This window comes from Thiolinea disciformis DSM 14473, assembly GCF_000371925.1.
GTDB lineage: Bacteria > Pseudomonadota > Gammaproteobacteria > Thiotrichales > Thiotrichaceae > Thiolinea > Thiolinea disciformis.
In genome coordinates this window covers 107,061-131,597 of sequence record NZ_AQVE01000006.1, presented here as the reverse complement: position 1 = coordinate 131,597, position 24,537 = coordinate 107,061, and the positions used below count along the sequence as shown (strand labels likewise).

Genomic DNA, 24,537 nt, shown 5'->3' with positions numbered 1-24,537 from the left:
TTAACTGTAGATTCAAGCAACACTTAATGCCTTTTTGCCTGCTGACGCTGCAGTGCCCAAGCCAGATGTTCTGCTAATAAAGTATTGTCGGTTTTTGCTAAGGCGTTTTGTAAGGCGTACACCACACTGGGGCTAGCTGGCGCATTCCCCAAAGCGACTGCAATATTACGTCGCCAGCTTATATACCCTATGCGTCGAATCGCTGAACCTTGAAAACGATTAAGAAATTCGTTCTCACTCCACTCTAATAAGGCCAACAAATGCGCTTGGTCAAGCGCATGGCGCACTGCGAAATCAGCTTCAGGTGAGTACTGGGCAAAACGGTTCCAAGGGCAAATTAATTGGCAATCATCACAGCCATAAATACGATTGCCCATCAAAGGACGTAGCGCAACGGGAATAGAACCTTTATGTTCAATGGTCAGATAAGAAATACAAAGCCGCGCATCCAATTGATAAGGCGCAATAATAGCCTTCGTGGGACAAACCTCGATGCAGGCCGTACAAGCGCCACAATGTTCGCTTAAAGCTCCCGTCTCCGCTAAGGGTAAATCCGTGTAAATCTCACCCAGAAAAAACCAAGAACCTGCATCACGGCTCAAAATATTGGTGTGTTTTCCCATCCAGCCAAGCCCCGCTTTAACAGCAATCGGCTTTTCTAAAACCGGCGCACTGTCGGTGAAAACGCGATAATTGAATTTTCCCCATTCGTTCTGTAAGTGTTGTGCGAATTGCTCCAAGCGTTGCCGCAGCACTTTATGGTAATCACGCCCCAAGGCATAACGTGAAATATAGCCTAACTCGGGATGATTGAGTACCATCATTGGATCAGCGCCCTCAGGTGGTAAATAATTCATCCGCACACTAATGATACTAAGCGTGCCCCCCACCAAGTCAGCAGGACGTGAACGCTTAGTCCCATGACGCTCCATCCAATCCATTGTGCCGTGATAATTTTTTGCCAGCCAGTGTAGTAGTCGCAATTCCGCTTGGGAAAGATCCACTGAACTTATACCTACCGCCGCAAAGCCAAGTTGTTTTCCCCATTCATTCAATTTAGCGTTAATATTCAGAGGGATATAGCTTGCACAGGATTCGGACATGACTAGCGATCTAAGTATTAAAACCCATACAGTTTACACGACTGCACAAGTCCGTGAATTGGATCGTTTGGCGATTGAGGAATGTGGCATTCACGCCTATACCCTGATGGAGCGCGCTGGCCAAGCCTTATTACGCTATCTAAAACTCCACTGGCCTAAAGCGCAACGTATCTGCGTTGTCTGTGGGATGGGAAATAATGGCGGTGATGGCTATGTACTCGGTCGCTTAGCCAGACAACAAGGCATCAAAGTGACGCTACTCACCCTTGCCGAACCGGCAAATTTAACCGGCGCTGCACGCCAAGCTTGCCAAGATTATTTTGCAGCCGGTGGCGTTATAGATAACTACCAAGGTGAATTACCTGATGTGGATGTCATTGTTGATGCGATTTTTGGTACCGGTTTAACCCGTGCTTTGGAGGGAGCTTATAAATCCGCGATTGACACCATTAATCAGCAAGGGACTCCCGTCCTGTCCGCCGATATTCCTTCAGGCCTAAATGCAGATACGGGGCAAGTATTTGGCAATGCCATAAAAGCTCATGTCACCGTGACCTTTATGGGCCTTAAGCAAGGCTTATTAACTGGACAAGCCCGCGATTATACTGGGCAAATCCATCTGGAGAGTTTGTCTATTCCACCAGCACTTTATAAGCGTGTGCCTGATGCTCAATACACACTTAGTAACTATCAGTTACGTCAAAGCTTAAAGCCACGTGCCCGTAGCGCTCACAAGGGACAGTTTGGCCATTGTTTACTCATTGGTGGCGCTGCCGGTATGAGTGGCGCTATCCGACTCGCAGGCGAAGCGGCTCTACGGGTGGGAAGTGGTCTAGTCTCCATCGCAACGCATCCCAGCCATGCCGCATTTCTCAACCTAATGCGCCCTGAACTTATGGTACATAGTCTTGACCAAAGCGAGTCACTACGTACTTTGATGTTAAATAAAACCGTCTTAGCCATTGGTCCGGGTTTGGGACAAAACTATTGGGCTGATGAATTACTGCGCTTGGCATTGACGACTGATTGCCCTTTAGTCGTGGATGCAGATGCTTTAAACTTGCTCGCTAATTTGCGTTGGCACAATGAACGCTGGGTACTCACCCCCCACCCCGGTGAAGCCTCACGCTTGTTGAATTGCACTGTGCCCGATATCGAGCGTGATCGTGTCGCCGCAGCGAAACAACTACAACAACAATACGGTGGCGTTATAGTCCTAAAAGGTGCTGGAACTTTAGTGGCTAGTGCACAAAATGTCGCATTTTGTACCCTTGGTAATCCGGGTATGGCTTCAGGTGGTATGGGCGATATCTTGACTGGTATGATTACTGGCCTCATCGCCCAAGGTTTAAACTTGCAACAAGCGGCCGAGCTAGGCGTTTATTTACACGCCCACACCGCCGACCAAGCCGCGCAACGGGGTGAGCGTGGTTTACTCGCCAGCGATGTTTTAGGCACTTTGCGTGCCTTCGTTAACCCTGCAACCCCTAAAGGATCAACCTAATTTCATGTTTGCTTATCAATTAGATTTAGCCGACGAAGCGGCCACTCTTGGATTAGGTGCTGATCTAGCCAAGTCCTTACCCAATGGAAATTTGGTTTTTTTGGAAGGTGATTTAGGGGCTGGAAAAACTACGCTAGTACGCGGGCTATTACGTGCATTAGGCTATCAAGGTATTGTCAAAAGTCCCACTTATACCCTAGTCGAACACTATCAACTTGCCGCACGCGCTATTTATCATTTCGATTTATATCGCCTAGCTGATCCAGAAGAATTGGAGTTTATGGGTATCCGTGATTACCTCCAACCTAACAACCTAGTTTTAATTGAATGGCCAGAAAAAGGTGCTGGTATTTTACCAGCGGCTGATGTAACGCTTAGTATACAACACAAAACTGATGCACGCTGTATTTCCATAAAATCCAATAAACCTTTATTTTCATAATCTTACAAAACATTCATAAAAAGATACTTGAAAAATGTTCATGCTGCGCTAAGATTGCAGCATTAGTAGTTTTTTGTTCAGGGGCCCCCCACCTTACAGGATAAACAAGGCTGGGAAAAATTATGAAAAAAGACCAAACAACGCGTCGAAATTTCTTATTAAAAATGGGAGCCGTGACTAGTTTGCTAGCCGTCAGCAGCCCGCTGTTGCTTACGCGTTTATCGGTTGCCGCCTCCGGCACTAGTTTAACTGGCGCTAGTCTTGCAAGTGAGGGTAATGCCTTACACGTTTCGTTCGTCTTGAGTGATACGACGAAATATAAAGTTTTTAAGTTGAGTGATCCAGAACGGGTGGTCATTGATTTAGATCGGACCACAATCAAAGGCTCGATCAAGCAAGGACGCTATGATCGGCCACCGTTAGCGGGCATTCGTTATGCGACTCGACCCGATGGTGGTTTGCGTATTGTTTTGGATATGCTCAGCAATGTAGCCGTTTCGTCAAGCTTAAAAGCCAAGCGTGGCGATCATATCCTAACCGTCAGCTTACAGGCGAATGGCTCCAGTACTAGCGCTACGCGTACGCCGCCGCTTGTCGCTACAACACCCTCAACACTCACGCCTAGCTCATCCGCCCCGCCTCAAAAAGGTCGTTTTGTCGTGGTACTGGATGCTGGACATGGTGGTCATGATCCTGGTGCAATTGGTCGTCTTGGCACTAGAGAGAAAGACGTGGTGCTTGGTGTAGCGCGCAAGCTAAAAAGCAGAATTGAGCGCGACTCGAACATGAAAGTAGTCATGACCCGAGACAGTGACACCTTCATTCCGTTGCGCCAGCGTTTGGACATTGCCAGACGCAATAATGCTGATTTGTTTATCTCTATCCATGCGGATGCTAATAACAGGTCGCAAGTGCATGGCTCGTCTGTCTATGTTTTATCACAAAATGGTGCATCCAGTGAGGCTGCCCGTTTACTAGCTGAAAGTGAAAATAATGCTTTTGGCCTTAAACTCGGTGATTTAACCTTAGGCGATGAACACAATAAAGTAGCGCCGATATTGCTTGATTTAAGTCAAAATGCGACACTAGAGAAAAGCTTGGAATTAGCTAAGCGAACTTTGCGGGAATTAGCGGCGGTGAATAATCCTCTACGCTCACAAGTGGAAAGTGCTGGATTTATGGTATTGAAAGCACCAGATATTCCATCTATGCTAGTAGAGACTGCATTTTTAAGTAATCGCTTAGAAGAAAAACGGCTACGCACCGATAATTATCAACAGCAATTAGCCGATGCAATATTTAAGGGCGTACGTAGTTATCAGCAAGCCTTCGCAGAAACGCAAGAACGTTACGCTTAAAAAGGTTTCGAAGGTTGGATCTCTTGTTAGCCGGATGCTTTTGTCCGGCTTTTTTTTATCCCTTAAACGCGTCTAAAAATCCCTGCCGATACGGCAAATGTGTTTTTAATTCCTGCATATAGTCAGCCACTGCGCGCCGTTCGAATTGAGCGTGTTGCTTGATGGCTGGGCGAAAACCCGCTTCGACTAAATAATGGCTTGATCGCGTTAACGTTGGAATAAAGCCGCGAGCCACTTTATGTTCACCCTGCGCACCTGGTTCAAATAGAGTTAACTGATGCTCAATACAATATTCAATACCTTGGTAATAACAAGCTTCAAAATGCAGGCTATCAATATATTCCACACAACCCCAATGCCGCCCATAAAGTCTTGTGTTACTGATATACATTAATGAACCGGCGATACATTCATTATCTTTGTCCGCCATCACTAATAGCACTTGCTCAGGTAAGGCTTTTGCGACCGCCTTAAAAAATCCTTCATTTAAGGTAGGTATCCCCCACTTACTTTCAAACGTGTGTTGATAAAAAAAGGCAAAGCGCGCCCAATCTTGATCGCAGGCCGTATGGCCATTCAAACAACGGAGTGTTACCCCAGATTCCTTAACCTTACGGCGCTCCTGCTTGATATTCTTACGTTTTTTGGGCTGTAGTGTTTCAAGAAACGCATCAAAATGTTGATAATGAAAATTGCGCCAGTGATATTGGCAATCATGGCGGGTCACTAGGTTTTGGGTTTCGAGCCAATCTTGTTCATTGGCGAACAACCAATGCACACCACTGGCTTGCTTGGTTTTTGCTAATTCACAAGCAGCGTGTACTAAACGGGGGAAAACCGCTTTTTCCATGCCTGTTTTAGCTAATAGGCGCTGGCCACTGACGGGTGAATAAGGGACAGAGGACACTAATTTGGGAAAATAACGCAAGCCATAGCGCTTATAAGCTTCGGCCCAAGCGTGATCAAATACAAACTCACCATAAGAATTATATTTTTCATACAAAGGCATAGCGCCAATCAACTCACCGGCGTCATAGACTAAAATATGGCACGGCAACCAACCAAACTTTTTGCCTACACAACCATGCGTTTCGAGCGCACTCAAAAACTCGTGGCGCACAAAAGGATTATTGTCCTGTACTAACGCATTCCATGCCGCCGCAGGAACCTCATTCAACTGGGTAATGATTTCAATTTGCATACCAGCATTGTGCCAGTTCATTAAACTAGAGCAAGTACCATTAACGCCTCTAGCAATTTCCGTTATCATCAAGCCATGAACTATCATGACTTACGCGACTTTATCCAACAACTGGAAGCCATGGGTGAGCTGAAACGCATTAGCGTCGAAGTTGACCCGTATTTAGAAATGACCGAAATTGCTGACCGCGTGCTGCGTGCTGGCGGCCCTGCTCTATTATTCGAACATCCCAAAGGCCATACCACGCCTGTGCTCGCCAATTTATTTGGCACACCCCGCCGCGTCGCCTTAGGCATGGGCGAAAGTTCGACGGAAGCCCTACGTGAAATTGGCAAACTGCTCGCGATTTTAAAACAGCCTGAACCACCTAAAGGCTTTAAAGATGCTTTAAATGCACTGCCTATCTTCAAAAAAGTGTTGGATATGGCGCCCAAAACCGTGAGCCGCCCCGCGTGCCAAGAAATGGTGCTGCAAGGGAATGCTATTGATCTAAGTGAATTACCAATTCAGCATTGTTGGCCGGGGGATGCTGCCCCTTTGATTACTTGGGGTTTAGTCATCACGAAAGGGCCTGAGAAAAAACGTCAAAATCTAGGCATTTATCGTCAACAAGTGATTGGCAAAAATCGCGTCATTATGCGTTGGTTATCACATCGTGGTGGTGCGTTGGATTTTCGGGATTGGCAGGTAAAACACCCGAACCAACCCTTCCCTGTTGCGGTCGCACTGGGCGCTGATCCTGCGACGATTCTAGGCGCAGTAACGCCCGTTCCTGATACCTTATCCGAATATGCATTTGCGGGTTTATTGCGTGGCTCGCGCACCGAATTAGCCAAGGCTTTATTATCCGAATTGCAAGTCCCAGCGACGGCGGAATATGTGCTGGAAGGATTTATTTATCCCAATGATACAGCACCCGAAGGCCCATTCGGTGATCACACTGGCTATTACAATGAAGTGGATAGCTTCCCGGTGTTCACCATTGAGCGTATTACTCACCGCAAAAATCCGATTTACCACAGCACCTATACGGGCCGTCCACCGGATGAACCCGCAATTTTGGGCTTAGCCTTAAATGAAGTCTTTGTGCCAATTTTGCAAAAACAATTTCCGGAAATTGTAGATTTCTACTTGCCCCCCGAGGGCTGTTCCTACCGCATGGCCATTGTCAGTATTAAGAAACAATATGCGGGTCATGCGAAGCGCGTCATGATGGGGGTTTGGTCATTCTTGCGCCAATTCATGTACACCAAATTCATCATCGTGGTGGATGACGATATTAATACCCGTGATTGGAAAGATGTGATCTGGGCGATGACGACACGTATGGATCCTGCACGCGATACTACTTTGATTGAAAATACCCCGATTGATTATTTGGACTTCGCCTCCCCCATTTCCGGTTTAGGTTCAAAAATGGGATTGGATGCTACTAATAAATGGCCGGGCGAAACTAATCGTGAATGGGGCACACCGATTGTGATGGATCAGGGGGTGAAGGATAAAGTGGATGGAATATGGAAAAAGTTGGGTTTAGATTTATAACCTAACAACTCCATAAGAACATCAGCCCATTAAACCTCCTGCGAAAGTCATTTGTTAAGCAGCTTTATGGGCTAAATTTTGATCAGTGCTGGGCAGAAGCGCTATACAGAACAAGCTTTAGCAGAAACATGAAATGGCTCAATTTTCGACTTTCACAAAAGTCTATTAATCTTTTTTGAATAAAAATCGAACTCTAGCTCGACCCTTTTCGTCGGTATAGGGCTCAAGCTTACTAAGCATTTTCCCCTCAGGCTCTCTAGTATTTAGTTGAGTATAAATGTCGCCATTGATGATCATCGCTATAGAAGCACGCATTTTTTGTATGGAGTCATTCGTTTCATGCTCTGTTAAAAGTGGGGAGGGTGATTGAACTAGATGATCTTCTAGCGCTATATCCCCCAGTTTTTGACGCAACCTGTAAATACTCTCATCAAAGGGATTTATCGCATTCTCTCTAAACTCTTGCTCCAAAAAATCCTCTAAGCTGTCATACTTCATCTCGATATTCATCGTATGAGCCTCTAGGATATAAATTTCTTTTGATAAATAACCATTTATATCAATCTGATACGCATATTGATCTCCCCATGCTGTTTCGCCAAAACAAAAATAATTATCAAGCACCGGCGACCAAGCAAATCGCCAGCGCTCATAGTCATTCCACGTGAATAAGTTCATGTCGTGATTAGGACTGATTCCATATAGCCTAAAATAGTTACCATAGGCAGAAAGCCCATTCGTTATAATGAGAAATTCTTTATAACTAGCATGGATATGGATGTTTTTAATTGAAAAAATATGCTCAAGATCACTAAGCTCTAAGGGCTGAAAAAATAGTATATCAGGTATTGCTTTAAAATCAGCTAAAATTTTACGCATACTTTTCATAAAATTACTTATTACACTTCAGTTTTATCAACAAGCTCTTTACTATACCAATCGATTTTTTTAGCAAGATATATAAGTATAGGTGCTAAGTGCATAAACATTAGAGACGTTGTATTTTTCGGCTCAGTCACTATCTTTCTCAAGAAGAAAAGATCATCATATAATTGGCCAATACCGAAATTACTTGGCTCTTTATTTATCTCATAAAGCTCATCTTCATCTATACTCCAATACATATCATCATTTAGTTGAACAGTATTAATTTTCAAATCTTGAATTATACTATCGAAAATATAATTGGTTATTTTTTTTAATTGAACAATGCTTACTTTATCTTCCATAATTTCTCTCACATCTATTAAGCTTTCGCCTGAGATTCACAATTACAACTTACCTTACACTATTAACCATCATTAGACCTCTTTCATAAATCACTTATTAGCCAATTCCCGATTATAAATCAAAAATAGCCTCATGTTGTTGCGCAGTAAAAAACAGCATTAAAAGTGATGCGAGCAACAGTATCTTTAAGCCCCCCATTGCTTCAAACACTTCGAAATACTGCAGCTTTTTAATGCCAAGAAAAATAGTATTAGAGGAAAATATCTTTACTTTTTTCAGCGTTAGATAATGAAAGCGCTATTACTGAATGATCGGTGAAATTTCATCTCAAAAATGACCAAATGTCGATTGAGACTCAACCTAAAAAACTCGAAACCGTAGACTTAAATAAATCTTATGATATTCGAGGCTCTTCTTTGAGGCCAATGGCTCAGAAATATAAGGGCTGTCCTCATTTCGCTGGACAAATCATCCTTTTTAGAAAGGGTGCTATTAACTATAAAGTGAAGACCAAGGCTCTAGAAAAAATGCTGGCTTTATTTAGGCCCCAAAAACAACGCAATCGCCTGATTCAAAAACCGCCAGCCTAATGCTGTTGGCTTCAAATGACCACCATTTCGCACTAACAACCCCTGCTCTATACCTTTTTGAATGCCTTGCTCAAGTTGCTCGACTGGCAATTTTGTCCTTTCAGTAAACAAGGCCAACTCAAAACCATCGCGCAAACGCAAAACATTAAGCATAAACTCAAAATTCACTTCCGTCGCCGCAATGAATTCCTGTGTGCTTCTTGCAGTGCCCTCCAAAGCCTTTTTCATATAGTCGGCAGGTTGGCGGTATTTTTGATAGCGCTGAATGCTGAAATCATGCGCTTGGGTAATTTTACCGTGCGCGCCTGCACCAATCGCTACATAATCGCCAAACTCCCAATAATTACGATTATGCCGACATTGGAAACCAGCCTTGCTATAAGCAGAAACCTCATATTGTTGATAGTCCGAATCGGCTAATAAAGCTTGGCCTCGCTGCTGTATATCGGCGATTAAGTCATCATCTGGCAAAATGGGAGGCTGTTTATGAAACAGCGTATTTGGCTCCAACGTGAGTTGATACCATGATAAATGCGTGGGTGCTAAACTAATGGCTTGTTGCAAATCTTGCATGGCCTGCTCAATCGTTTGATCGGGCAAACCAAACATTAAATCCAAATTAACATTATCAAATCCCGCGTTACGGGCAATTTGCGTCACGTTTAACGCTTCCGCTCGATTATGTACTCGCCCTAGGGCTTTTAGATGCTTATCGTTAAAACTTTGGATGCCCACCGATAAACGATTAATACCCGCTTGGCGAAAGTGGCGGAATTTTTCTTGCTCAAAAGTGCCTGGATTGGCTTCTAAGGTAATTTCGATATTCGGACGAAATGGCAAAAGTGCCTGAATGCCGCACAATAAACGCTCAATACTTGGCGCTGAAAATAAACTCGGTGTGCCCCCACCTATAAAAATGGACTCTAAGCGACGCCCCCAAATAGAGGGCATTTCACTCGCTAAATCGGCCAATAAGGCATCGACATACGCGCCTTCTGGCAACTCATTAGGACTTTGGTGTGAATTGAAATCGCAGTAAGGGCATTTGCGAATACACCAAGGAATATGAATGTACAACGCGAGGGGAATCGGGGTCATAAATTATTACCAAACAAAACGGCACCAAGCTTAATGTAAACTGAGCCAAGGCGCGACCATTTGTCTCAGAAAGGCTGACTTAATATGCAAATAGCTTATAATTAATTTTAATCCCACCAGTATCCGACGTGTCATGAACAACAATAAATCGTTAGGTTTCAGCTTACCTGAACTATTAGTTACCGTCGCTGTGGCCTCTATCTTAGCCGCATTCGCGCTTCCCAACCTTAAGTCCATGATTGAAACGAATGGCGTCAAAGCCTATGCCAATCAGGTCGTCAGCAATCTTTACTTGGCGCGTAGTGAATCCGCTAAGACAGGCTATCCTGTAAAAATATGCCCTTCTGACACGCCAACAAGCACAGTATGTTCTAGCTCAAATCAGGACTATGCGGCGGGTTGGTTTGGCTTTCTGGATCTCAATAATAACGGTCTTTATGAGCCCTCAGTCACAGTAGATTGGGATAATAATGGCAGTGCTGATATTGCAGAAAAAGTCTTATTCACGACCGAGCCAAATCCGGCTTACGTATTAGAAATCGCTTATAGCAACTCTTCTTCCGGTACGGTGGGGCTAAGCAGTATGCCTAGTGGTGCCCGCGCTACGAATAATACCCTAACCTATTTACCAAACGGTGCTTTACAGGGGCAAATTAAGGACGTCCATTTTAAACTGAGCTTAGCTAAAGAACCTACTGATACACGCCTGCGGGTTAATATCGAACCAACAGGACGGGTGCGTACCTGCGATCTCAAGCGTAATACTAACTGCTGAGCTAGTTACATGACCTTAACCGAGTTATTGATCACAGTAGCCATTAGCAGCATCATGGCTACGATGGCTTTCCCCAATGTAAAGTCTATGATCGAAAGGAATCAGCAAATTACTTTTACTAATCAAGTGGTCTCTAGCCTTTATTTAGCGCGTAGCGAAGCTGCCAAACGCGGCTATCCAGTTACCTTTTGCGCTAGCACCGACCAAGAGCAATGTGATTTGGAGGCAAATGATTATTCACAAGGATGGTTGGTATTTGTGGATTACAATGGCAATGGGCGCTTCGATAAAGCCTTATTTTTTGATACGGACGGTGATAAACAAGCGGATACCCCTGAAACCCTTGTACAACGTAGTGGCTCACTCCATTCACCTTATATACTTGCCGCGAACGTGAGTAGCGCTACCCGAAGCATCACCTACCTTCCGTCCGGCCAATGCTCAAGCCGCTTATTTAGCCTCCACCTTTCGCACCAACAAACTCAGCAATTGTTTGCAAAAATTAGCTTTGCCATTACCGGACGTATTCGCGCTTGTACGCTTAAAAACAGCACCAGCTGCTAATCCATATTCATAGCGCTTTTATATTTTCGACTATCATAAATATAATGCTATGCTGTGACCTTCTCGTTTATTTCTTCATGTGCGGAAAAGGCAGTAGCAAATGGGGCAGCAAAAACTCAATGTAGTATTGTGTTGGCATATGCATCAACCTTGGTATCGCGATGGCTTGGATGGCGACTATCGCCTACCATGGGTCTACCTCCATGCCATGAAAGACTACAGCGATATGGCAACACACCTCGAACAGCATCCCCGTATGCGCTTGGTGGTCAACTTCTCGCCTGTATTATTAGAGCAAATTAATGATTATGCTCACCAACTACAGCAATACTTACAACACAATACGCCCTTCAAAGATCGTTTATTAAATCTACTGGCAGGTTTAACGCCTATTCCTAGTGATGTGCAAGCACGCAGTGAGCTCATTGAAGAATGCCAGCGTTGCCATGCGCCACGTATGATTCACCCTTACCCCTGCTTCCAACGCCTCTTAACCATGATTGGCGCGACCGATAGCGTTGGCATTGGACGCAAAAAATATAAATACGCGCTGGAATACTTAAGTGACCAATATTTCCTCGATCTGCTGACTTGGTATCATCTGTCTTGGCTGGGGCAAGCGTTAAAGCTAGCGCCTGCAGTACAAACCCTGATGAATAAAGGCTCATTATTTAATGCAGCAGATCGTCGTAGTTTACTCAGTATTATTCATGCTTGTGTTGCGGGCATTATTCCGCGCTATCGTGCTTTGGCAGAGCGCGGGCAAATTGAATTGTCCATGACCCCTTATATGCACCCGATTATGCCGCTGCTGGAAGATTTCCATAGCATGAACTGCGCCCAGCCGGATGCCCCTATGCCAAGCAGCGCACACTATCCGGGTGGAACCGAACGCACGCATTGGCATATGGAAAAAGGTATTGCCTTTTTCCAACAGTATTTTGGGCAAACACCGCGCGGGGTATGGCTTTCTGAAGGTGCCGTAAGCGATGCTGAATTAGCCTTACTCGACAAGTTCCAAATTAATTGGACCGCTACTGGCGAAGGTGTGTGGCGTAATAGCTGCCAACGCTCCAGTTGCACGACTCCCGAAAACATTCACAATAAACGTGCTCTATTTATGCCCTATCGCCAAGGCGACAATCAAGTACGCTTATTCTTCCGTGACGATGGTTTATCGGATTTAATTGGCTTTAAATACAGCACTTGGAACGCCACCGATGCTGTAGCGGACTTTGTCCAAAATCTGGAAAATATTCGCGATTTCTTGGGTGGTGATGCTGCCCAGCAAGTGGTTTCTATTATTCTCGATGGTGAAAATGCGTGGGAATATTATCCTGAAAATGCCTATGCCTTCTTAGACTCGCTCTATTCTAGCCTGACACATAGCGAAGTATTACAACTCAGTCATTTCTCAGATCTACAAGCCCTACCCACGCAACATTTACCCAACCTTTGTGCTGGTAGTTGGGTCTATGGTTCTTTTTCGACTTGGATTGGTTCACCCGATAAAAATCGCGGCTGGGATTATTTAGTCGCCGCTAAGCAAGCCTTTGATACAGTCAGCGCTGCTGGCACACTTAGTGCAGAACAGCAACTAGCCGCAGAGCGCCAATTGGCTGTCTGTGAAGGTTCGGATTGGTTTTGGTGGTTTGGTGACTACAATCCAGCCGATAGCGTGAGCGATTTTGAACAATTATATCGCCAGCAATTGATGCGCTTGTACGATATGCTGGGCTTGGCTGTTCCTGAGCAACTTCATGTTCCTCTTTCCACCGGCAATCAAGCGGGCGCAGAAAATGCGGGCACGATGCGTAGGAATAAAGCATGACTGCAGCGTTATTACCGGATCAACGCCAAGCCGGTATTTTATTACACCCAACATCATTACCTTCTGGACGCTTAGGTGAGGATGCCATTCGCTGGCTCGATTGGCTGAAAGAAGCCGGTATTAGCGTTTGGCAGGTACTTCCGATTGGCGTGCCTTTAAGCGATCTATCGCCCTATCAATCGACATCAGCCTTTGCCTTAGATCCCAACTTATTTCCTGCTACAGCGCTGGATACTGATCTACAAAGTGGCGATGCGCGCTGGCCGCTTTTTACGCGTTGGTATACGGAAAATAACGCTTGGCTAGACGACTTCGCCCTATTCATGGAATTAAAAACACAACTAGGGGGTTTAGAATGGTTTCATTGGCCCGACCACTATCGCCTACGTGATCCCGCAAGCCTACTCCAGTTTCGCACCGACCATGCCAAGCCGATTTTTGCACGTATCAAACAACAGTTTGAATGCTGGTATCAATGGCAACAACTACGCCAAGCTGCCCAGCAACGCGGTATTCGTTTATTTGGCGATATGCCGATTTTCGTCGCTTATGATAGTGCCGATGTTTGGGCGCATCCGGAGCGCTTTCTCTTAGACGAGCAGCGCCATCCTACTTTTGTAACCGGGGTGCCACCCGATTACTTTTCCGAAACGGGGCAGCGCTGGGGCAATCCGCACTATAACTGGGATTTTATGCAGGCGGAGCAGTTCCAGTGGTGGCGCGAGCGCTTACGTTATCATTTTGACTGTTTTGATTTAGTGCGGATTGATCATTTTCGCGGTTTGGAAGCAGTGTGGATGATCCCGAATGATTCAGAAACGGCTATTAATGGGCATTGGCAAAAGGTTGTCGGCGATCAATTACTTGAGAAAGTCCAAAGCGAAATGGGCATTCTCCCCTTGGTGGCAGAAGATTTAGGCATTATCACCCATGAGGTGAATGCCCTCAGGAACCGATTTCACTTACCTGGCATGGCAGTGTTGCAATTTGCCTTTGATCATTTTGCAGACAACCCTCACAAACCGCATAATGTGCGAGAAAATACGGTTTATTATAGTGGAACTCACGATAATGATACCTTGCTGGGTTGGTTCAATAGTCTTAGCACCTTACAACAAGACTGGGCGCGCGCGATGTTGTCAAACTCAACTGACACAACCTCTTCTATAAGCGCCTTAGTGATGGAAGCGCTGTTTGCCAGCCGCGCCGGTTTAGTCATGCTACCATGGCAGGATTTACTAGAATTAGGTAGTGAAGCGCGCATGAACACCCCGGGTACGGTGGGTGCACACAATTGGCAATGGCGCTTTACATGGAATCAAGTACCCGAAACCTTAGCGACCACCTTGCGTAAAAAACTTGCGCAACACCAGCGCCTACAACCACAGCCCGATAGCTAATAAAGCAATAATTGAGGAGTGAGGAGCATGACAACGGAACTGAACTCTGAACTACAGCGCCTACAGGCTGGAGCTCATCACGATCCCTTTCAGTATTTAGGTTGGCATGATAGCGAGACTGGCAAGGTCTTGCGTGTCTTTATGCCTCAGGCCGACCAGCTAGAAACCCAAGATGGTCAAGTCTTTCAACGTTTTGAAGGCACCGACGCTTTTGAATTACACCTGAAAGCGATGCCTGCTTCACCACATATCCCTTTGCGTTGGCTAGAAAAAAAATCACAGCAATGGATTGAAGGCTATAGCCCTTACACCTTTGCACCCCAAATTGGTGAGCTGGATATGCACCTGTTTAATGAGGGTAAGCATCTACAAGCTTGGCGCATGCTGGGTGCGCATCTGACTGAAATAGAAGGCGTGAGTGGCTGTCAATTTGCGGTATGGGCACCTACTGCCTTGCGGGTCAGTGTGGTGGGAAATTTCAATGATTGGGATGGCTTACGCCACCCAATGCGCTCACGTGGTGCTAGTGGTATTTGGGAATTATTTATCCCCGATATGGCTGCGGGCGAAGCGTACAAGTTTGAAATTTTATCGCGCCATCACACCATTGTGCGCAAAACCGATCCCTATGCACAACAGATGTTCTTGCGCCCTGAAACAACTTCTCGGGTTCCAGAAAAAAATACTTATGTATGGCAAGATAACACTTGGATAAAAAATCGTGTGGAAGGTGACTGGCGTCATCAACCCATGTCAATTTATGAGGTTCATGCCGGTTCATGGCGACAACATGAGGATGGCAGTTTTTATAAGTGGCGCGAACTCGCAGAGACCCTGATTCCTTATGCACGCGAATTGGGCTACACCCACTTAGAATTATTGCCGGTTTCCGAACATCCGCTTGACCAATCGTGGGGCTATCAAGTAACGGGATATTACGCGCCTAGCGCCCGCCAAGGTACGCCAGAAGATTTTCGTTATTTCATCGATCAATGCCATCAGAATAATTTAGGCGTAATTCTGGATTGGGTTCCGGGGCACTTCCCGCGCGATGAATTCGCCCTAGCACGCTTTATAGGCGAACCCCTGTACGAATATGCCGACCCTCGCAAAGGTGAGCATCGTGATTGGGGTACGCTGATTTTTGATTATGGGCGCTTAGAGGTAAAAAACTTCCTCCTAGCCAATGCTTTATATTGGATCCATGAATTTCATATTGATGGACTGCGTGTGGATGCGGTTGCCTCCATGCTCTACTTAGATTATTCGCGTCCCTCAGGGCAATGGGTCGCCAATCAATATGGCGGACGTGAGAATTTAGAGGCGGTCGAATTCCTACGCGAACTTAATAAAATCGTGCACTGGGAATATCCGGGTGTCGTCACTATTGCGGAAGAATCAACCTCGTGGCCTGCGGTGTCGCGCCCCATTGAAATTGGTGGTCTGGGGTTTTCCATGAAGTGGAATATGGGCTGGATGAACGATAATTTGCGCTATATTAGCCAAGACCCGATTTACCGCAAATATCACCATAACCAGCTCACTTTCAGCCAAATGTATGCCTACAGCGAGAATTTTGTGCTGCCTTTATCACACGATGAAGTCGTCCATATGAAACGCAGTATGCTGGGTAAAATGCCTGGGGATTATTGGCAGAAGTTCGCGAACTTGCGTTTATTCTATGCGTGGCAATACGCCCATCCGGGTAAGAAACTTCTCTTTATGGGCAGTGAGTTTGGACAGTGGCTTGAGTGGAATGAAAATGTCGAGCTAGACTGGTCACTCTTAAAATATCCGGCTCATGACTCCTTACGCCAACTGATTGGTGACCTCAATCGCTTGTATAATACCCTGCCTGCACTACATCAGTTTGATTTTGAGCCACAAGGTTTCCGCTGGATTGACTGCAATGACTCCGAACAATCCGTATTAAGCTTAATGCGCAGTAGTAGTACCCCGGGCGCAGAAGTGATAGTTATCTTGAATTTCACCCCTGTTGTGCGGCATAACTATCGGATTGGCATACCACAATACGCGGATTATCGTGAAATTTTGAATACCGATAGTGGTTACTATGGTGGTAGTAACTGCGGCAATGCAGGAAAGCTTGCAGTACAAAGCAAACCATGGATGGGGTTTTCTCAATCACTGGAAGTGACGCTGCCACCCTTAGGGGCAGTTTTTTTACAAAGTGTTAAGGCGGCAAGCGAAGAAAGCTTGTCCACATCACCATCCTCTGACTCTTCGGAAGCCTAATCCCGCATGAAAGTGTTGTTTGCAGCCAGTGAGGCTTATCCCTTAATTAAAACCGGTGGCCTTGCTGATGTAGCATATGGCTTGCCACGGGCATTACATGATTTAGACACGGAGGTACGATTACTACTACCTGCTTATCAAGATATTCTCGATTTAGTCACCGAAATTATCGTCTTGGGTGGATTAGATATTTGGGGCACAGGACGCAATCACCGGATTCGTGTGTTGGAAACTCATCATCCGGCCTTCCCTTTCCCCGTGTGGCTGATTGAATGCTCTACTCTCTTTGGGCGTCATGGCAATCCTTATATGCATCCGCACGGCTATGATTGGCCGGATAATGCCGAACGTTTTACGGTATTTTGCCGTGCTGCTGCGCAATTGGCAGGCGATGCTTTGGGCTTAGGCTGGCGACCGGATGTGGTTCATGCGCATGATTGGCAAACAGGCTTATTAATGGGCATGGTCGAGACCCTCCATCCGCGCCCACGCACCCTGTTTACCATCCACAACTTAGCGTATGGCGGTCATTTTTCACGGGCGGTTTATGACCAACTGCATTTACCTTGGCATTGGTGGTCACCAGAAGGTGTTGAATTTTACGGTGGTTTTTCCATGCTCAAAGCAGGCATTGCTTATGCCGATCAAGTGACTACGGTTAGTCCAACCTATGCCAAAGAAATCTGCACGCCCCAATTTGGTTATGGAATGGATGGCTTGCTGCGCTCACGTGCCTACAAGCTACACGGTATCCTAAACGGCATCGATGACAGCGAATGGAATCCTCGCACAGATAAATTCTTGCAGCCACCCTACGGTGTAGAGCAAGTGATCGAAGGCAAACAAGCTAATAAAAAAGCCCTGCTTGAGCGCTATGGAAAAACCGTCACACCTGAAATGTTGGCACGGCCTTTGCTTGGTTTAGTCAGCCGACTTGTAGAGCAAAAAGGTATTGATATGGTGTTAGATGTGATTCCCACACTCCTTGCCGAAACCAATGCCAACTTTGTTCTCATCGGCAGCGGGCATAGCTACTTTGAACAGGCTTTAAATAACTTAGCCGCGCGTTTTCCAGAACGTGTATTTGTTTATATTGGTTATAACGAAGCCTTAGCGCATTTATTGGAAGCTGGATCAGACCTATTCTTAATGCCCTCGCGCTTTGAGCCTTGCGGTCTAAATCAGATGTACAGTTTAAAATATGGAACTTTGCCCGTCGTATTTCATACAGGTGGCTTAGCGGACACAGTTGTGAATGCCACGCCCGACAATACCAGTGCAGGCACAGCCAATGGCTTTGTATTTTACACCCCTTCACAACAAGCGCTATTGGGGACGTTACGCTGGGCCTTGAGTTTATTTGCGAATAACCCAGCGCAATGGCGACAATGGCAAAAGCGTGGAATGACAACTGATTTTAGTTGGGAGCAAAGTGCCCGCCGTTATTTAGAGCTTTATCAATAACTCTGTTGCAACTATGCGCCACCTTCAGTTTTTGAGAGATTTTTTACATGAGTAATGCGAATAACCCCGATTATCGCCTAATGCGTTTAGAGTATTTAACTAACGACGCAGAAACCTTAGGTAATGATTACCATCGCTATTTGTCATATTTTCTAGGACGTTTTCAGGGCTGCCCTGAGTTTTATAATTATGAGGCGTTAGCTTATACCATTCGCGAGCGTTTAATGGTGGGCTGGCGTAATACGTGGGCGGATTATTTAGAGCCGGGCACACGCCGCGCTTATTATATGTCCTTAGAATTTCTAATTGGTCGCTCCTTAAGTAATAACCTCATCAACCTCGGCCTTACTGGGAATGTCAAAACCGCTCTCGATAATTATTGTGCCAATTTAGAAGCTATTGTTGAAGAAGAGCCAGATGCAGGTTTAGGCAATGGTGGTTTAGGACGCTTGGCTGCGTGCTTTATGGATAGCTGCGCAACCTTGCGCCTACCCGTGATTGGTTATGGCATTCGCTACGAATATGGCATGTTCCGCCAACGTATTAATAATGGTTACCAAGCTGAAGACCCTGATCATTGGTTAAGTGATGGAAATCCTTGGGAAATTGAGCGCCCTGAATATAAACAGCGTATTCAATTTGGTGGGCGCACTGAGCGTTATAATGATGCACAGGGAAAACCACGCGTTCGTTGGGTAGAAACCTCGGATGTTATCGCTGTGCCATTTGATATGCCGATTGCAGGCTATAAAAACGATACAGTCAATACCTTGCGCTTATGGAAATCCTCAGCAACCAATGAATTTGATTTACAGGAATTTAATGACGGTAGTTATTCAGAAGCAGTACAAGCTAAGAATAATGCTGAGCATATTTCCATGGTGCTTTATCCGAATGACAGCAGCGAAAATGGCAAAGAATTACGTTTGCGCCAGCAATATTTCCTCGCTTCCTCGAGTTTAAAAGATGCGATCCGTATTTGGGAAGCTAGCGGCCAAACCCAGTATGAGCGCTTCTTTGCAGCAGAAAATGTGTTTCAAATGAATGATACCCATCCGACAATTGCAGTCGCAGAGTTGATGCGTATTTTAGTAGATGAGAAGGGTTTGGAATGGGATGCTGCGTGGCAAATTACCTCGAAATGTATGGCGTATACCAATCATACTTTATTACCCGAAGCCTTAGAGCGTTGGCCTGTACATTTATTTGAACGTCTCTTACCCCGTCTTTTAGAAATCATCTATGAAATCAATGCACGTTTCCTAACTGAGGTCGCGCGGCGTTGGCCGGGGGATGTGGATCGTCAACGGCGCATGTCGTTAATTGAAGAAGGCCCAGTGCGCCAAGTTCGCATGGCTTGGCTCGCTATTGTAGGAAGCTTCTCCATTAATGGGGTAGCCGCGCTACACTCACAATTATTGATTGAAGGTTTATTCCGTGACTTTTATGAATTATGGCCAGAGAAATTCAATAATAAAACTAATGGGGTAACCCCACGGCGCTGGGTGGCACAAGCAAATCCTTTAATGAGTGCTTTGATTACCGAAAAAATTGGCGATGGCTGGGTACGTGATTTATCCCAATTAGCAGGTTTAAAACCTTATGCAGAACCAGCGCAGCGTGAATTTCAGCAACGTTGGCATGACACAAAACTAGCTAATAAGCGCCGCTTAGCTGCTTTAGTTAAGGCAGAATGCCAAGTTGATTTTGATCCAACCGCCTTATTTGATATTCAAGTGAAGCGCATTCATGAATATAAACGCCAATTATTAAATTTATTACATGTAGTACATTTATATCGCCGCATTCGCCTTGGAAAAACGGAGAATATGGTGAATCGCTGCGTTTTAATTGGTGGGAAAGCGGCGCCCGGTTATATCATGGCGAAACGCATTATTAAGATGATTAATAGCGTTGCACAAGTCGTCAATAGTGATCCTGAGGTAGATGGCAAACTAAAACTTGCCTTTCTACCCAATTATCGCGTCTCAAGTATGGAAATTATTGCGCCAGCAGCGGATTTGTCTGAGCAAATTTCTACGGCTGGGAAAGAAGCCTCTGGTACCGGCAATATGAAGCTCATGATGAATGGAGCGCTAACCATTGGCACTTATGATGGTGCGAATATTGAGATTCTTGATGCCGTAGGTGCAGAAAACTTTTTCTTATTTGGCTTGCGTGCTAATGAAGTCGAGGCTTTGCGTCGTAATTATCGTCCTTGGGAATATGTCGAACAAGACGAAGATTTAAAAGGTGTGCTGGATTTAATTCGTAGTGGTCATTTCAATCAATGGGAGCCGGGGATTTTTGATAGGGTGCTTGATGCTCTATTAAACCCGAACGACCCATGGATGACCCTAGCTGATTTTCGAAGCTATGTGGCTATGCAAGAACAAGTTGCTAAGGCATGGCAAGATCAAGAGCGCTGGACACGCATGAGTATTCTCAATACGGCAAATAGTGGCTTCTTCTCTACCGACAGAACTATGCTCGAATACAATCAAGATATTTGGCACTTAAAATCCCTAAGCGACGATTGATAGTTTGAAATAAAAGAGGCAAGAATAACTTCCTGCCTCTTTCGCTTAGCCTGTTGTAAAAAAACATTAATTAAGCCGCTTGATCCAGTAAACCTTTACGCAGGATAAAATCCCCAAACGTTTCACCTGTTTCACGCTGATTGGCATAATCGGCTAAAATCGGTTCCAACGTCGTTAAGATCGCCGCTTCATCCAGATTCTCTCGATAGAGCTTATTCAAACGCTGTCCATTAAAACCACCACCTAAGTACAAGTTATAACGGCCGGGCGACTTACCAATAAAACCAATTTCAGCCATCACGGAGCGTCCACAACCATTAGGGCAGCCCGTCATACGGATTTTAATATTATCTTGCAGCAAACCGTATTTATCCAAAATCGGCTCTAATTTGGTGATTAAGTTTGGTAAATAGCGTTCTGCTTCTGCCATTGCTTGGGGGCAGGTATTCAAAGCAACACAGGCAATTGAATTTCGACGCAGCCCTGACAAATGACTCGCATCACTTTCATAACCATGTTCTTTTAAAATATTGACAATACGTGCCTTATTATTTTTCTTTACCTCGGTCAAAAACACGTTTTGATTCGCGGTCATGCGAAAAGCACAGAGTTTTTCACGAGCGATTTGCGCTAAAGCCGATTTAATGCTTGTTTTTTCAGTATCTTGGATGCGGCCATGCTCTAAGCGTAAGCCCAAATGCCAACGTTTATCCGTGGTTTCTGCCCAGCCAAAACGATCACCGGTGGTAGTGAAGGTATAGGGATGTAGAGCCTGCAATTCAAAACCACAACGTGCTGCCAACTCCTGCTTAAACCACTCCAAACCATATTTATCAATCGTATATTTGAAGCGTGACAATTTGCGGTCTTGGCGATTGCCAAAATCCCGTTGAATCGCCACGGTGTGATAGACCACATCCAAGACTTGCTCAGGTGTGCAAAAACCAATATCAGTCGCTAAGCGGGCATAGGTATCTTCACGGCCGAAGGTCATACCTAAACCGCCTCCCACTGCCACATTGAAACCAAGTAATTGGTCATTTTTGGCAATAGCAATTAAGCCAATGTCATTCATATGTACATCGCTTTCATTGTGCGGTGGAATCGCGATGCCAATTTTGAATTTACGTGGCAAATAATGCTTGCCATAAAGTGGCTCGATTTCCTCCGCTTCCCCGCCAGCCACCAGCGTTCTTCCTTGTGGCTCGTCCAACCAAATCTCATGATAAGCACGCGATTTTGGCATCAAATGCTCGCTGATTTTTGTCGCCCACGGGTAAACTTGCGCATTGATACTCGACAGCGCAGGGTCGGGGGAACACATCACATTCCGGTTCACATCACCACAACCCGCAATACTATCCAGTAGCGCTTTATCCATTGCCTGAATCGTTTGCTTGAGCTTAAATTTCACGATGCCATGAAATTGCACCGTTTGGCGCGTGGTCAGGCGAAAGGTATGATTACCGTATAAGTCACTAATCGTATCTAACGCAAGCCATTGTTCCGCCGTCACATTACCGCCCGGAATGCGTGCCCGAATCATGAACTCATAAGCAGGTTCAAGTTTACGCGCTAAACGCTCATTGCGGCGATCACGATCATCTTGCTCATAAGTCCCGTGGAATTTGATGAGCTGATGGTCATCCGCTGAAATCGAGCCTGTCAGTGGATTGGCAAAACTTTCCACCAAGGTTCCACGCAAATAATTACTCTGATCTTTGATGCGCTCAACGTCCGAGCCATTGATAGCGCGTTCGTTTAGACCTTTGGGAATCGGCTTAGTCATGCCGCATTTTCCTGTTGAAATTCACGTTGCAGCTCATCGCGAATGTCAGGGAAAGTAAACCAATCCTGCAATGGCTTACCTTCGCGCAATAATTGACGCTGTTGTGTGCCAGAGATATTCAATACCTTATGATGTGGCTGAATTTGATCTTCGGTCAGGTACTTCTGCTCGTTTTCCACATAGGAAATCGCTTTTGATTTCACCACCTGAATGCCAATTTCATCCGCATATTGCAGCAATAAATCTTGCGCCGCATACGGTGAATAAAAATCGCTGCCATCTTGTTTCTTGAACGATGGACCAGCATGATCGCGCCCAATGATGAAGTGCGTAGCCCCATAATTCTTGCGAATAATCGCGTGCCACACCGCTTCACGTGGGCCAGCCATGCGCATCGACAGTGGTAAAAGAGAAAGATAAACTTTGCCTTCTGGATAATACTTTAAGAGCTTTTGGTAGCAACGCACACGCAAATCATAATGAATATCAACATCTTGTGTTACACCGACCACAGGATGGAGTAATAAGTGTGCATCGTCACCCACCTCGGCCAAAGCATTCAAAGTCAGATGATAATGCGATTTGTGCATCGGATTGCGCGTTTGAAAAGCAACAATTTTTTCCCAGCCTAAGGCTTTAAAAATACGCTTTAATTCAGCCGGTGAATGACGAATTTCGGGAAAGCGCTTATGCGACACATCGTTGATTTTATTCAAACTACCGCCCACATACCACATACCTTCTTGTTGGCGATGGCGCAAAATTTGCACAAAAGGATGATTATCGTCATCCGCCCCAAACGCTTTTTCCGCTTCACGATGATAGTCGGGCTGATAAATATCACCGACTTCTAGTTCCGCTAATTCAAAGCCATCAGGCATGGTCAAGACTACCCGATCAGCCTTTTTGATCTGCGCAATTTCATCCGGTGAACAAGCCAAATTGACTGGTAGCGGCCACAATTCGCCGGTTGTTAGGCGCATGGTATCGAGTACACTCTGGTAATCTGCTTCATTTAAGAAACCGTTTAAAGGGGCAAAGCCACCATTTAACAATAATTCGGTATCGCAGATTTGGCGTGGTTTTAGTGCCTTATAGAATGTGTGACTCATGCTGCTTTTTTCCGTACTAATTGACCGTTTTCAAGATGCAGGCCGCACTCTTGTGCGCCGCCTTCCCACCACCAACGACCAGCGCGTTCATCTTCACCGGCTGCAATCGCACGGGTGCACGGTGCACAACCAATGCTTGGGAAACCTTTCTGATGTAATTCATTGAATGGCACTTCGTACTGGCGTACATAAGCCCACAACTTTTCAGTCGACCAAGCCTGTAGTGGATTAAATTTCACTAAATTACGCGCTGGATCTGCTTCAAATAAAGCCAAACTAGAACGATTCGCTGATTGCGCAGCACGCAAGCCCGTAATCCACACCTCAGCCCCTTCCAGCGCACGATTTAAGGGCTCGATTTTACGAATGGCGCAGCACTCTTTACGCAAAGCAACCGAATCGTAAATCGCATTAATGCCTTTTTCCGTTGCATACTGTTCAATCACTTCAGTTTTTGGATAGAACACCTTGATTTTACGGCCGTATTTACGCTGCGTTTCTTCCAATGTTTTATAAGTTTCAGGAAAGTTACGGCCGGTATCTAAGGTAATGACATCAATATCTAAACCATTGCGGAAAATCGCATCCGTAATCACTTGGTCTTCCAAGCCTAAACTGGTAGAAAATACGATTCGGCCTTTAAAGTGCTCACGCAAAGCCGTCAAAGCCAGACTCAAACCGAGGTCTTGGTATTGAGCATTTAATTGTTCTAATGAAGCAGTCATGATCGTTTTA

Annotated in this window: 19 protein-coding genes; 11 read left to right on the top strand and 8 right to left on the bottom strand. The window is 45.4% G+C overall.

Annotated features, from left to right (window positions below; all coding sequences use genetic code 11):
• Window positions 1–23: 23 nt before the first annotated feature.
• Window positions 24–1,103, bottom strand: a complete 1,080-nt coding sequence (gene queG / locus A3IE_RS0106685) for a tRNA epoxyqueuosine(34) reductase QueG (RefSeq protein ID WP_020394832.1) — start codon at window positions 1,101–1,103, stop codon at window positions 24–26.
• On the opposite strand from queG, the gene A3IE_RS0106680 reads away from it, so the two are divergent.
• From A3IE_RS0106680 to A3IE_RS0106670, 3 genes are all read left to right on the top strand, one after another.
• Window positions 1,102–2,607 carry a bifunctional ADP-dependent NAD(P)H-hydrate dehydratase/NAD(P)H-hydrate epimerase gene (locus tag A3IE_RS0106680; protein WP_020394831.1) on the top strand — a complete coding sequence of 502 codons (1,506 nt, stop codon included), beginning with the start codon at window positions 1,102–1,104 and terminating at the stop codon, window positions 2,605–2,607. The genes queG and A3IE_RS0106680 overlap by 2 nt on opposite strands.
• A gap of 4 nt (window positions 2,608–2,611) precedes the next feature.
• Window positions 2,612–3,049, top strand: coding sequence for a tRNA (adenosine(37)-N6)-threonylcarbamoyltransferase complex ATPase subunit type 1 TsaE (tsaE, locus tag A3IE_RS0106675; RefSeq protein WP_020394830.1), 438 nt, complete (start codon window positions 2,612–2,614; stop codon window positions 3,047–3,049).
• A gap of 122 nt (window positions 3,050–3,171) precedes the next feature.
• Window positions 3,172–4,407 (top strand): N-acetylmuramoyl-L-alanine amidase, encoded by a 1,236-nt coding sequence (locus A3IE_RS0106670; protein ID WP_020394829.1) that lies wholly within the window; start codon window positions 3,172–3,174, stop codon window positions 4,405–4,407.
• Window positions 4,408–4,462: 55 nt separating this feature from the next.
• Here the strand turns inward: A3IE_RS0106670 and A3IE_RS0106665 are convergent, their stop codons facing one another.
• On the bottom strand, window positions 4,463–5,695 hold the full coding sequence (locus A3IE_RS0106665; protein ID WP_020394828.1) for a GNAT family N-acetyltransferase: 1,233 nt from the start codon (window positions 5,693–5,695) through the stop codon (window positions 4,463–4,465).
• Between A3IE_RS0106665 and ubiD the strand changes: the two genes are divergently transcribed.
• Window positions 5,684–7,153: a 4-hydroxy-3-polyprenylbenzoate decarboxylase gene (gene ubiD, locus A3IE_RS0106660; RefSeq protein WP_020394827.1), complete on the top strand. Its 1,470-nt coding sequence runs from the start codon at window positions 5,684–5,686 to the stop codon at window positions 7,151–7,153. The genes A3IE_RS0106665 and ubiD overlap by 12 nt on opposite strands.
• A 165-nt stretch (window positions 7,154–7,318) precedes the next feature.
• Here the strand turns inward: ubiD and A3IE_RS0106655 are convergent, their stop codons facing one another.
• The 3 genes from A3IE_RS0106655 to hemW all read right to left on the bottom strand — a co-directional run bounded on the left by A3IE_RS0106655 (window position 7,319) and on the right by hemW (window position 10,071).
• Window positions 7,319–8,041 carry an SMI1/KNR4 family protein gene (locus A3IE_RS0106655; RefSeq protein ID WP_026154821.1) on the bottom strand — a complete coding sequence of 241 codons (723 nt, stop codon included), beginning with the start codon at window positions 8,039–8,041 and terminating at the stop codon, window positions 7,319–7,321.
• A gap of 11 nt (window positions 8,042–8,052) precedes the next feature.
• Complete coding sequence (locus A3IE_RS0106650; protein ID WP_020394825.1) at window positions 8,053–8,382, bottom strand: hypothetical protein; 330 nt, start codon at window positions 8,380–8,382, stop codon at window positions 8,053–8,055.
• A gap of 537 nt (window positions 8,383–8,919) precedes the next feature.
• The gene (gene hemW, locus A3IE_RS0106645; protein WP_020394824.1) at window positions 8,920–10,071 is read right to left on the bottom strand and encodes a radical SAM family heme chaperone HemW; all 1,152 of its coding nucleotides are present in this window, start codon (window positions 10,069–10,071) and stop codon (window positions 8,920–8,922) included.
• Window positions 10,072–10,204: 133 nt separating this feature from the next.
• On the opposite strand from hemW, the gene A3IE_RS21945 reads away from it, so the two are divergent.
• The 7 genes from A3IE_RS21945 (at window position 10,205) to A3IE_RS0106610 (ending at window position 20,901) form a co-directional block, all read left to right on the top strand.
• Window positions 10,205–10,846 (top strand): GspH/FimT family pseudopilin, encoded by a 642-nt coding sequence (locus A3IE_RS21945; protein WP_020394823.1) that lies wholly within the window; start codon window positions 10,205–10,207, stop codon window positions 10,844–10,846.
• A 9-nt stretch (window positions 10,847–10,855) separates the two neighbouring features.
• On the top strand, window positions 10,856–11,410 hold the full coding sequence (locus tag A3IE_RS21940; RefSeq protein WP_020394822.1) for a GspH/FimT family pseudopilin: 555 nt from the start codon (window positions 10,856–10,858) through the stop codon (window positions 11,408–11,410).
• Window positions 11,411–11,510: 100 nt separating this feature from the next.
• A complete protein-coding gene (locus A3IE_RS0106630; RefSeq protein ID WP_020394821.1) occupies window positions 11,511–13,241 on the top strand; it encodes a glycoside hydrolase family 57 protein in 1,731 nt (576 codons plus the stop codon).
• Window positions 13,238–14,641, top strand: coding sequence for a 4-alpha-glucanotransferase (gene malQ / locus A3IE_RS0106625; protein ID WP_020394820.1), 1,404 nt, complete (start codon window positions 13,238–13,240; stop codon window positions 14,639–14,641). The genes A3IE_RS0106630 and malQ overlap by 4 nt, the downstream gene beginning before the upstream one ends.
• A 27-nt stretch (window positions 14,642–14,668) precedes the next feature.
• Window positions 14,669–16,897 carry a 1,4-alpha-glucan branching protein GlgB gene (gene glgB / locus A3IE_RS0106620; RefSeq protein ID WP_020394819.1) on the top strand — a complete coding sequence of 743 codons (2,229 nt, stop codon included), beginning with the start codon at window positions 14,669–14,671 and terminating at the stop codon, window positions 16,895–16,897.
• A 6-nt stretch (window positions 16,898–16,903) separates the two neighbouring features.
• Window positions 16,904–18,361, top strand: coding sequence for a glycogen synthase GlgA (gene glgA, locus A3IE_RS0106615; protein ID WP_020394818.1), 1,458 nt, complete (start codon window positions 16,904–16,906; stop codon window positions 18,359–18,361).
• 47 nt (window positions 18,362–18,408) lie between these two features.
• Window positions 18,409–20,901: a glycogen/starch/alpha-glucan phosphorylase gene (locus A3IE_RS0106610; RefSeq protein WP_020394817.1), complete on the top strand. Its 2,493-nt coding sequence runs from the start codon at window positions 18,409–18,411 to the stop codon at window positions 20,899–20,901.
• A 70-nt stretch (window positions 20,902–20,971) separates the two neighbouring features.
• Here A3IE_RS0106610 and cysI read toward each other — a convergent pair whose 3' ends face one another.
• From cysI to A3IE_RS0106595, 3 genes are read right to left on the bottom strand one after another with little or no spacing between them, the layout of a single operon-like run.
• Window positions 20,972–22,690, bottom strand: coding sequence for an assimilatory sulfite reductase (NADPH) hemoprotein subunit (gene cysI / locus A3IE_RS0106605; RefSeq protein ID WP_020394816.1), 1,719 nt, complete (start codon window positions 22,688–22,690; stop codon window positions 20,972–20,974).
• On the bottom strand, window positions 22,687–23,802 hold the full coding sequence (gene sat, locus A3IE_RS20080; protein WP_020394815.1) for a sulfate adenylyltransferase: 1,116 nt from the start codon (window positions 23,800–23,802) through the stop codon (window positions 22,687–22,689). The genes cysI and sat overlap by 4 nt, the downstream gene beginning before the upstream one ends.
• Entirely contained in the window at window positions 23,799–24,527 is a 729-nt protein-coding gene (locus A3IE_RS0106595) for a phosphoadenylyl-sulfate reductase (RefSeq protein ID WP_020394814.1), read from the bottom strand. The genes sat and A3IE_RS0106595 overlap by 4 nt, the downstream gene beginning before the upstream one ends.
• Window positions 24,528–24,537: the final 10 nt, after the last annotated feature.

Bases quoted from the DNA above. Each gene is read 5' to 3' on its own strand.
- A3IE_RS0106630 (WP_020394821.1), top strand. From the start codon at position 11,511: ATGGGGCAGCAAAAACTCAATGTAGTATTGTGTTGGCATATGCATCAA.
- A3IE_RS0106610 (WP_020394817.1), top strand. From the start codon at position 18,409: ATGAGTAATGCGAATAACCCCGATTATCGCCTAATGCGTTTAGAGTAT.
- A3IE_RS0106680 (WP_020394831.1), top strand. From the start codon at position 1,102: ATGACTAGCGATCTAAGTATTAAAACCCATACAGTTTACACGACTGCA.
- A3IE_RS21940 (WP_020394822.1), top strand. From the start codon at position 10,856: ATGACCTTAACCGAGTTATTGATCACAGTAGCCATTAGCAGCATCATG.
- A3IE_RS0106595 (WP_020394814.1), bottom strand. From the start codon at position 24,527: ATGACTGCTTCATTAGAACAATTAAATGCTCAATACCAAGACCTCGGT.
- A3IE_RS21945 (WP_020394823.1), top strand. From the start codon at position 10,205: ATGAACAACAATAAATCGTTAGGTTTCAGCTTACCTGAACTATTAGTT.
- tsaE (WP_020394830.1), top strand. From the start codon at position 2,612: ATGTTTGCTTATCAATTAGATTTAGCCGACGAAGCGGCCACTCTTGGA.
- ubiD (WP_020394827.1), top strand. From the start codon at position 5,684: ATGAACTATCATGACTTACGCGACTTTATCCAACAACTGGAAGCCATG.
- cysI (WP_020394816.1), bottom strand. From the start codon at position 22,690: ATGACTAAGCCGATTCCCAAAGGTCTAAACGAACGCGCTATCAATGGC.
- glgA (WP_020394818.1), top strand. From the start codon at position 16,904: ATGAAAGTGTTGTTTGCAGCCAGTGAGGCTTATCCCTTAATTAAAACC.
- sat (WP_020394815.1), bottom strand. From the start codon at position 23,802: ATGAGTCACACATTCTATAAGGCACTAAAACCACGCCAAATCTGCGAT.
- hemW (WP_020394824.1), bottom strand. From the start codon at position 10,071: ATGACCCCGATTCCCCTCGCGTTGTACATTCATATTCCTTGGTGTATT.
- A3IE_RS0106665 (WP_020394828.1), bottom strand. From the start codon at position 5,695: ATGATAGTTCATGGCTTGATGATAACGGAAATTGCTAGAGGCGTTAAT.
- queG (WP_020394832.1), bottom strand. From the start codon at position 1,103: ATGTCCGAATCCTGTGCAAGCTATATCCCTCTGAATATTAACGCTAAA.
- A3IE_RS0106650 (WP_020394825.1), bottom strand. From the start codon at position 8,382: ATGGAAGATAAAGTAAGCATTGTTCAATTAAAAAAAATAACCAATTAT.
- A3IE_RS0106655 (WP_026154821.1), bottom strand. From the start codon at position 8,041: ATGAAAAGTATGCGTAAAATTTTAGCTGATTTTAAAGCAATACCTGAT.
- A3IE_RS0106670 (WP_020394829.1), top strand. From the start codon at position 3,172: ATGAAAAAAGACCAAACAACGCGTCGAAATTTCTTATTAAAAATGGGA.
- malQ (WP_020394820.1), top strand. From the start codon at position 13,238: ATGACTGCAGCGTTATTACCGGATCAACGCCAAGCCGGTATTTTATTA.
- glgB (WP_020394819.1), top strand. From the start codon at position 14,669: ATGACAACGGAACTGAACTCTGAACTACAGCGCCTACAGGCTGGAGCT.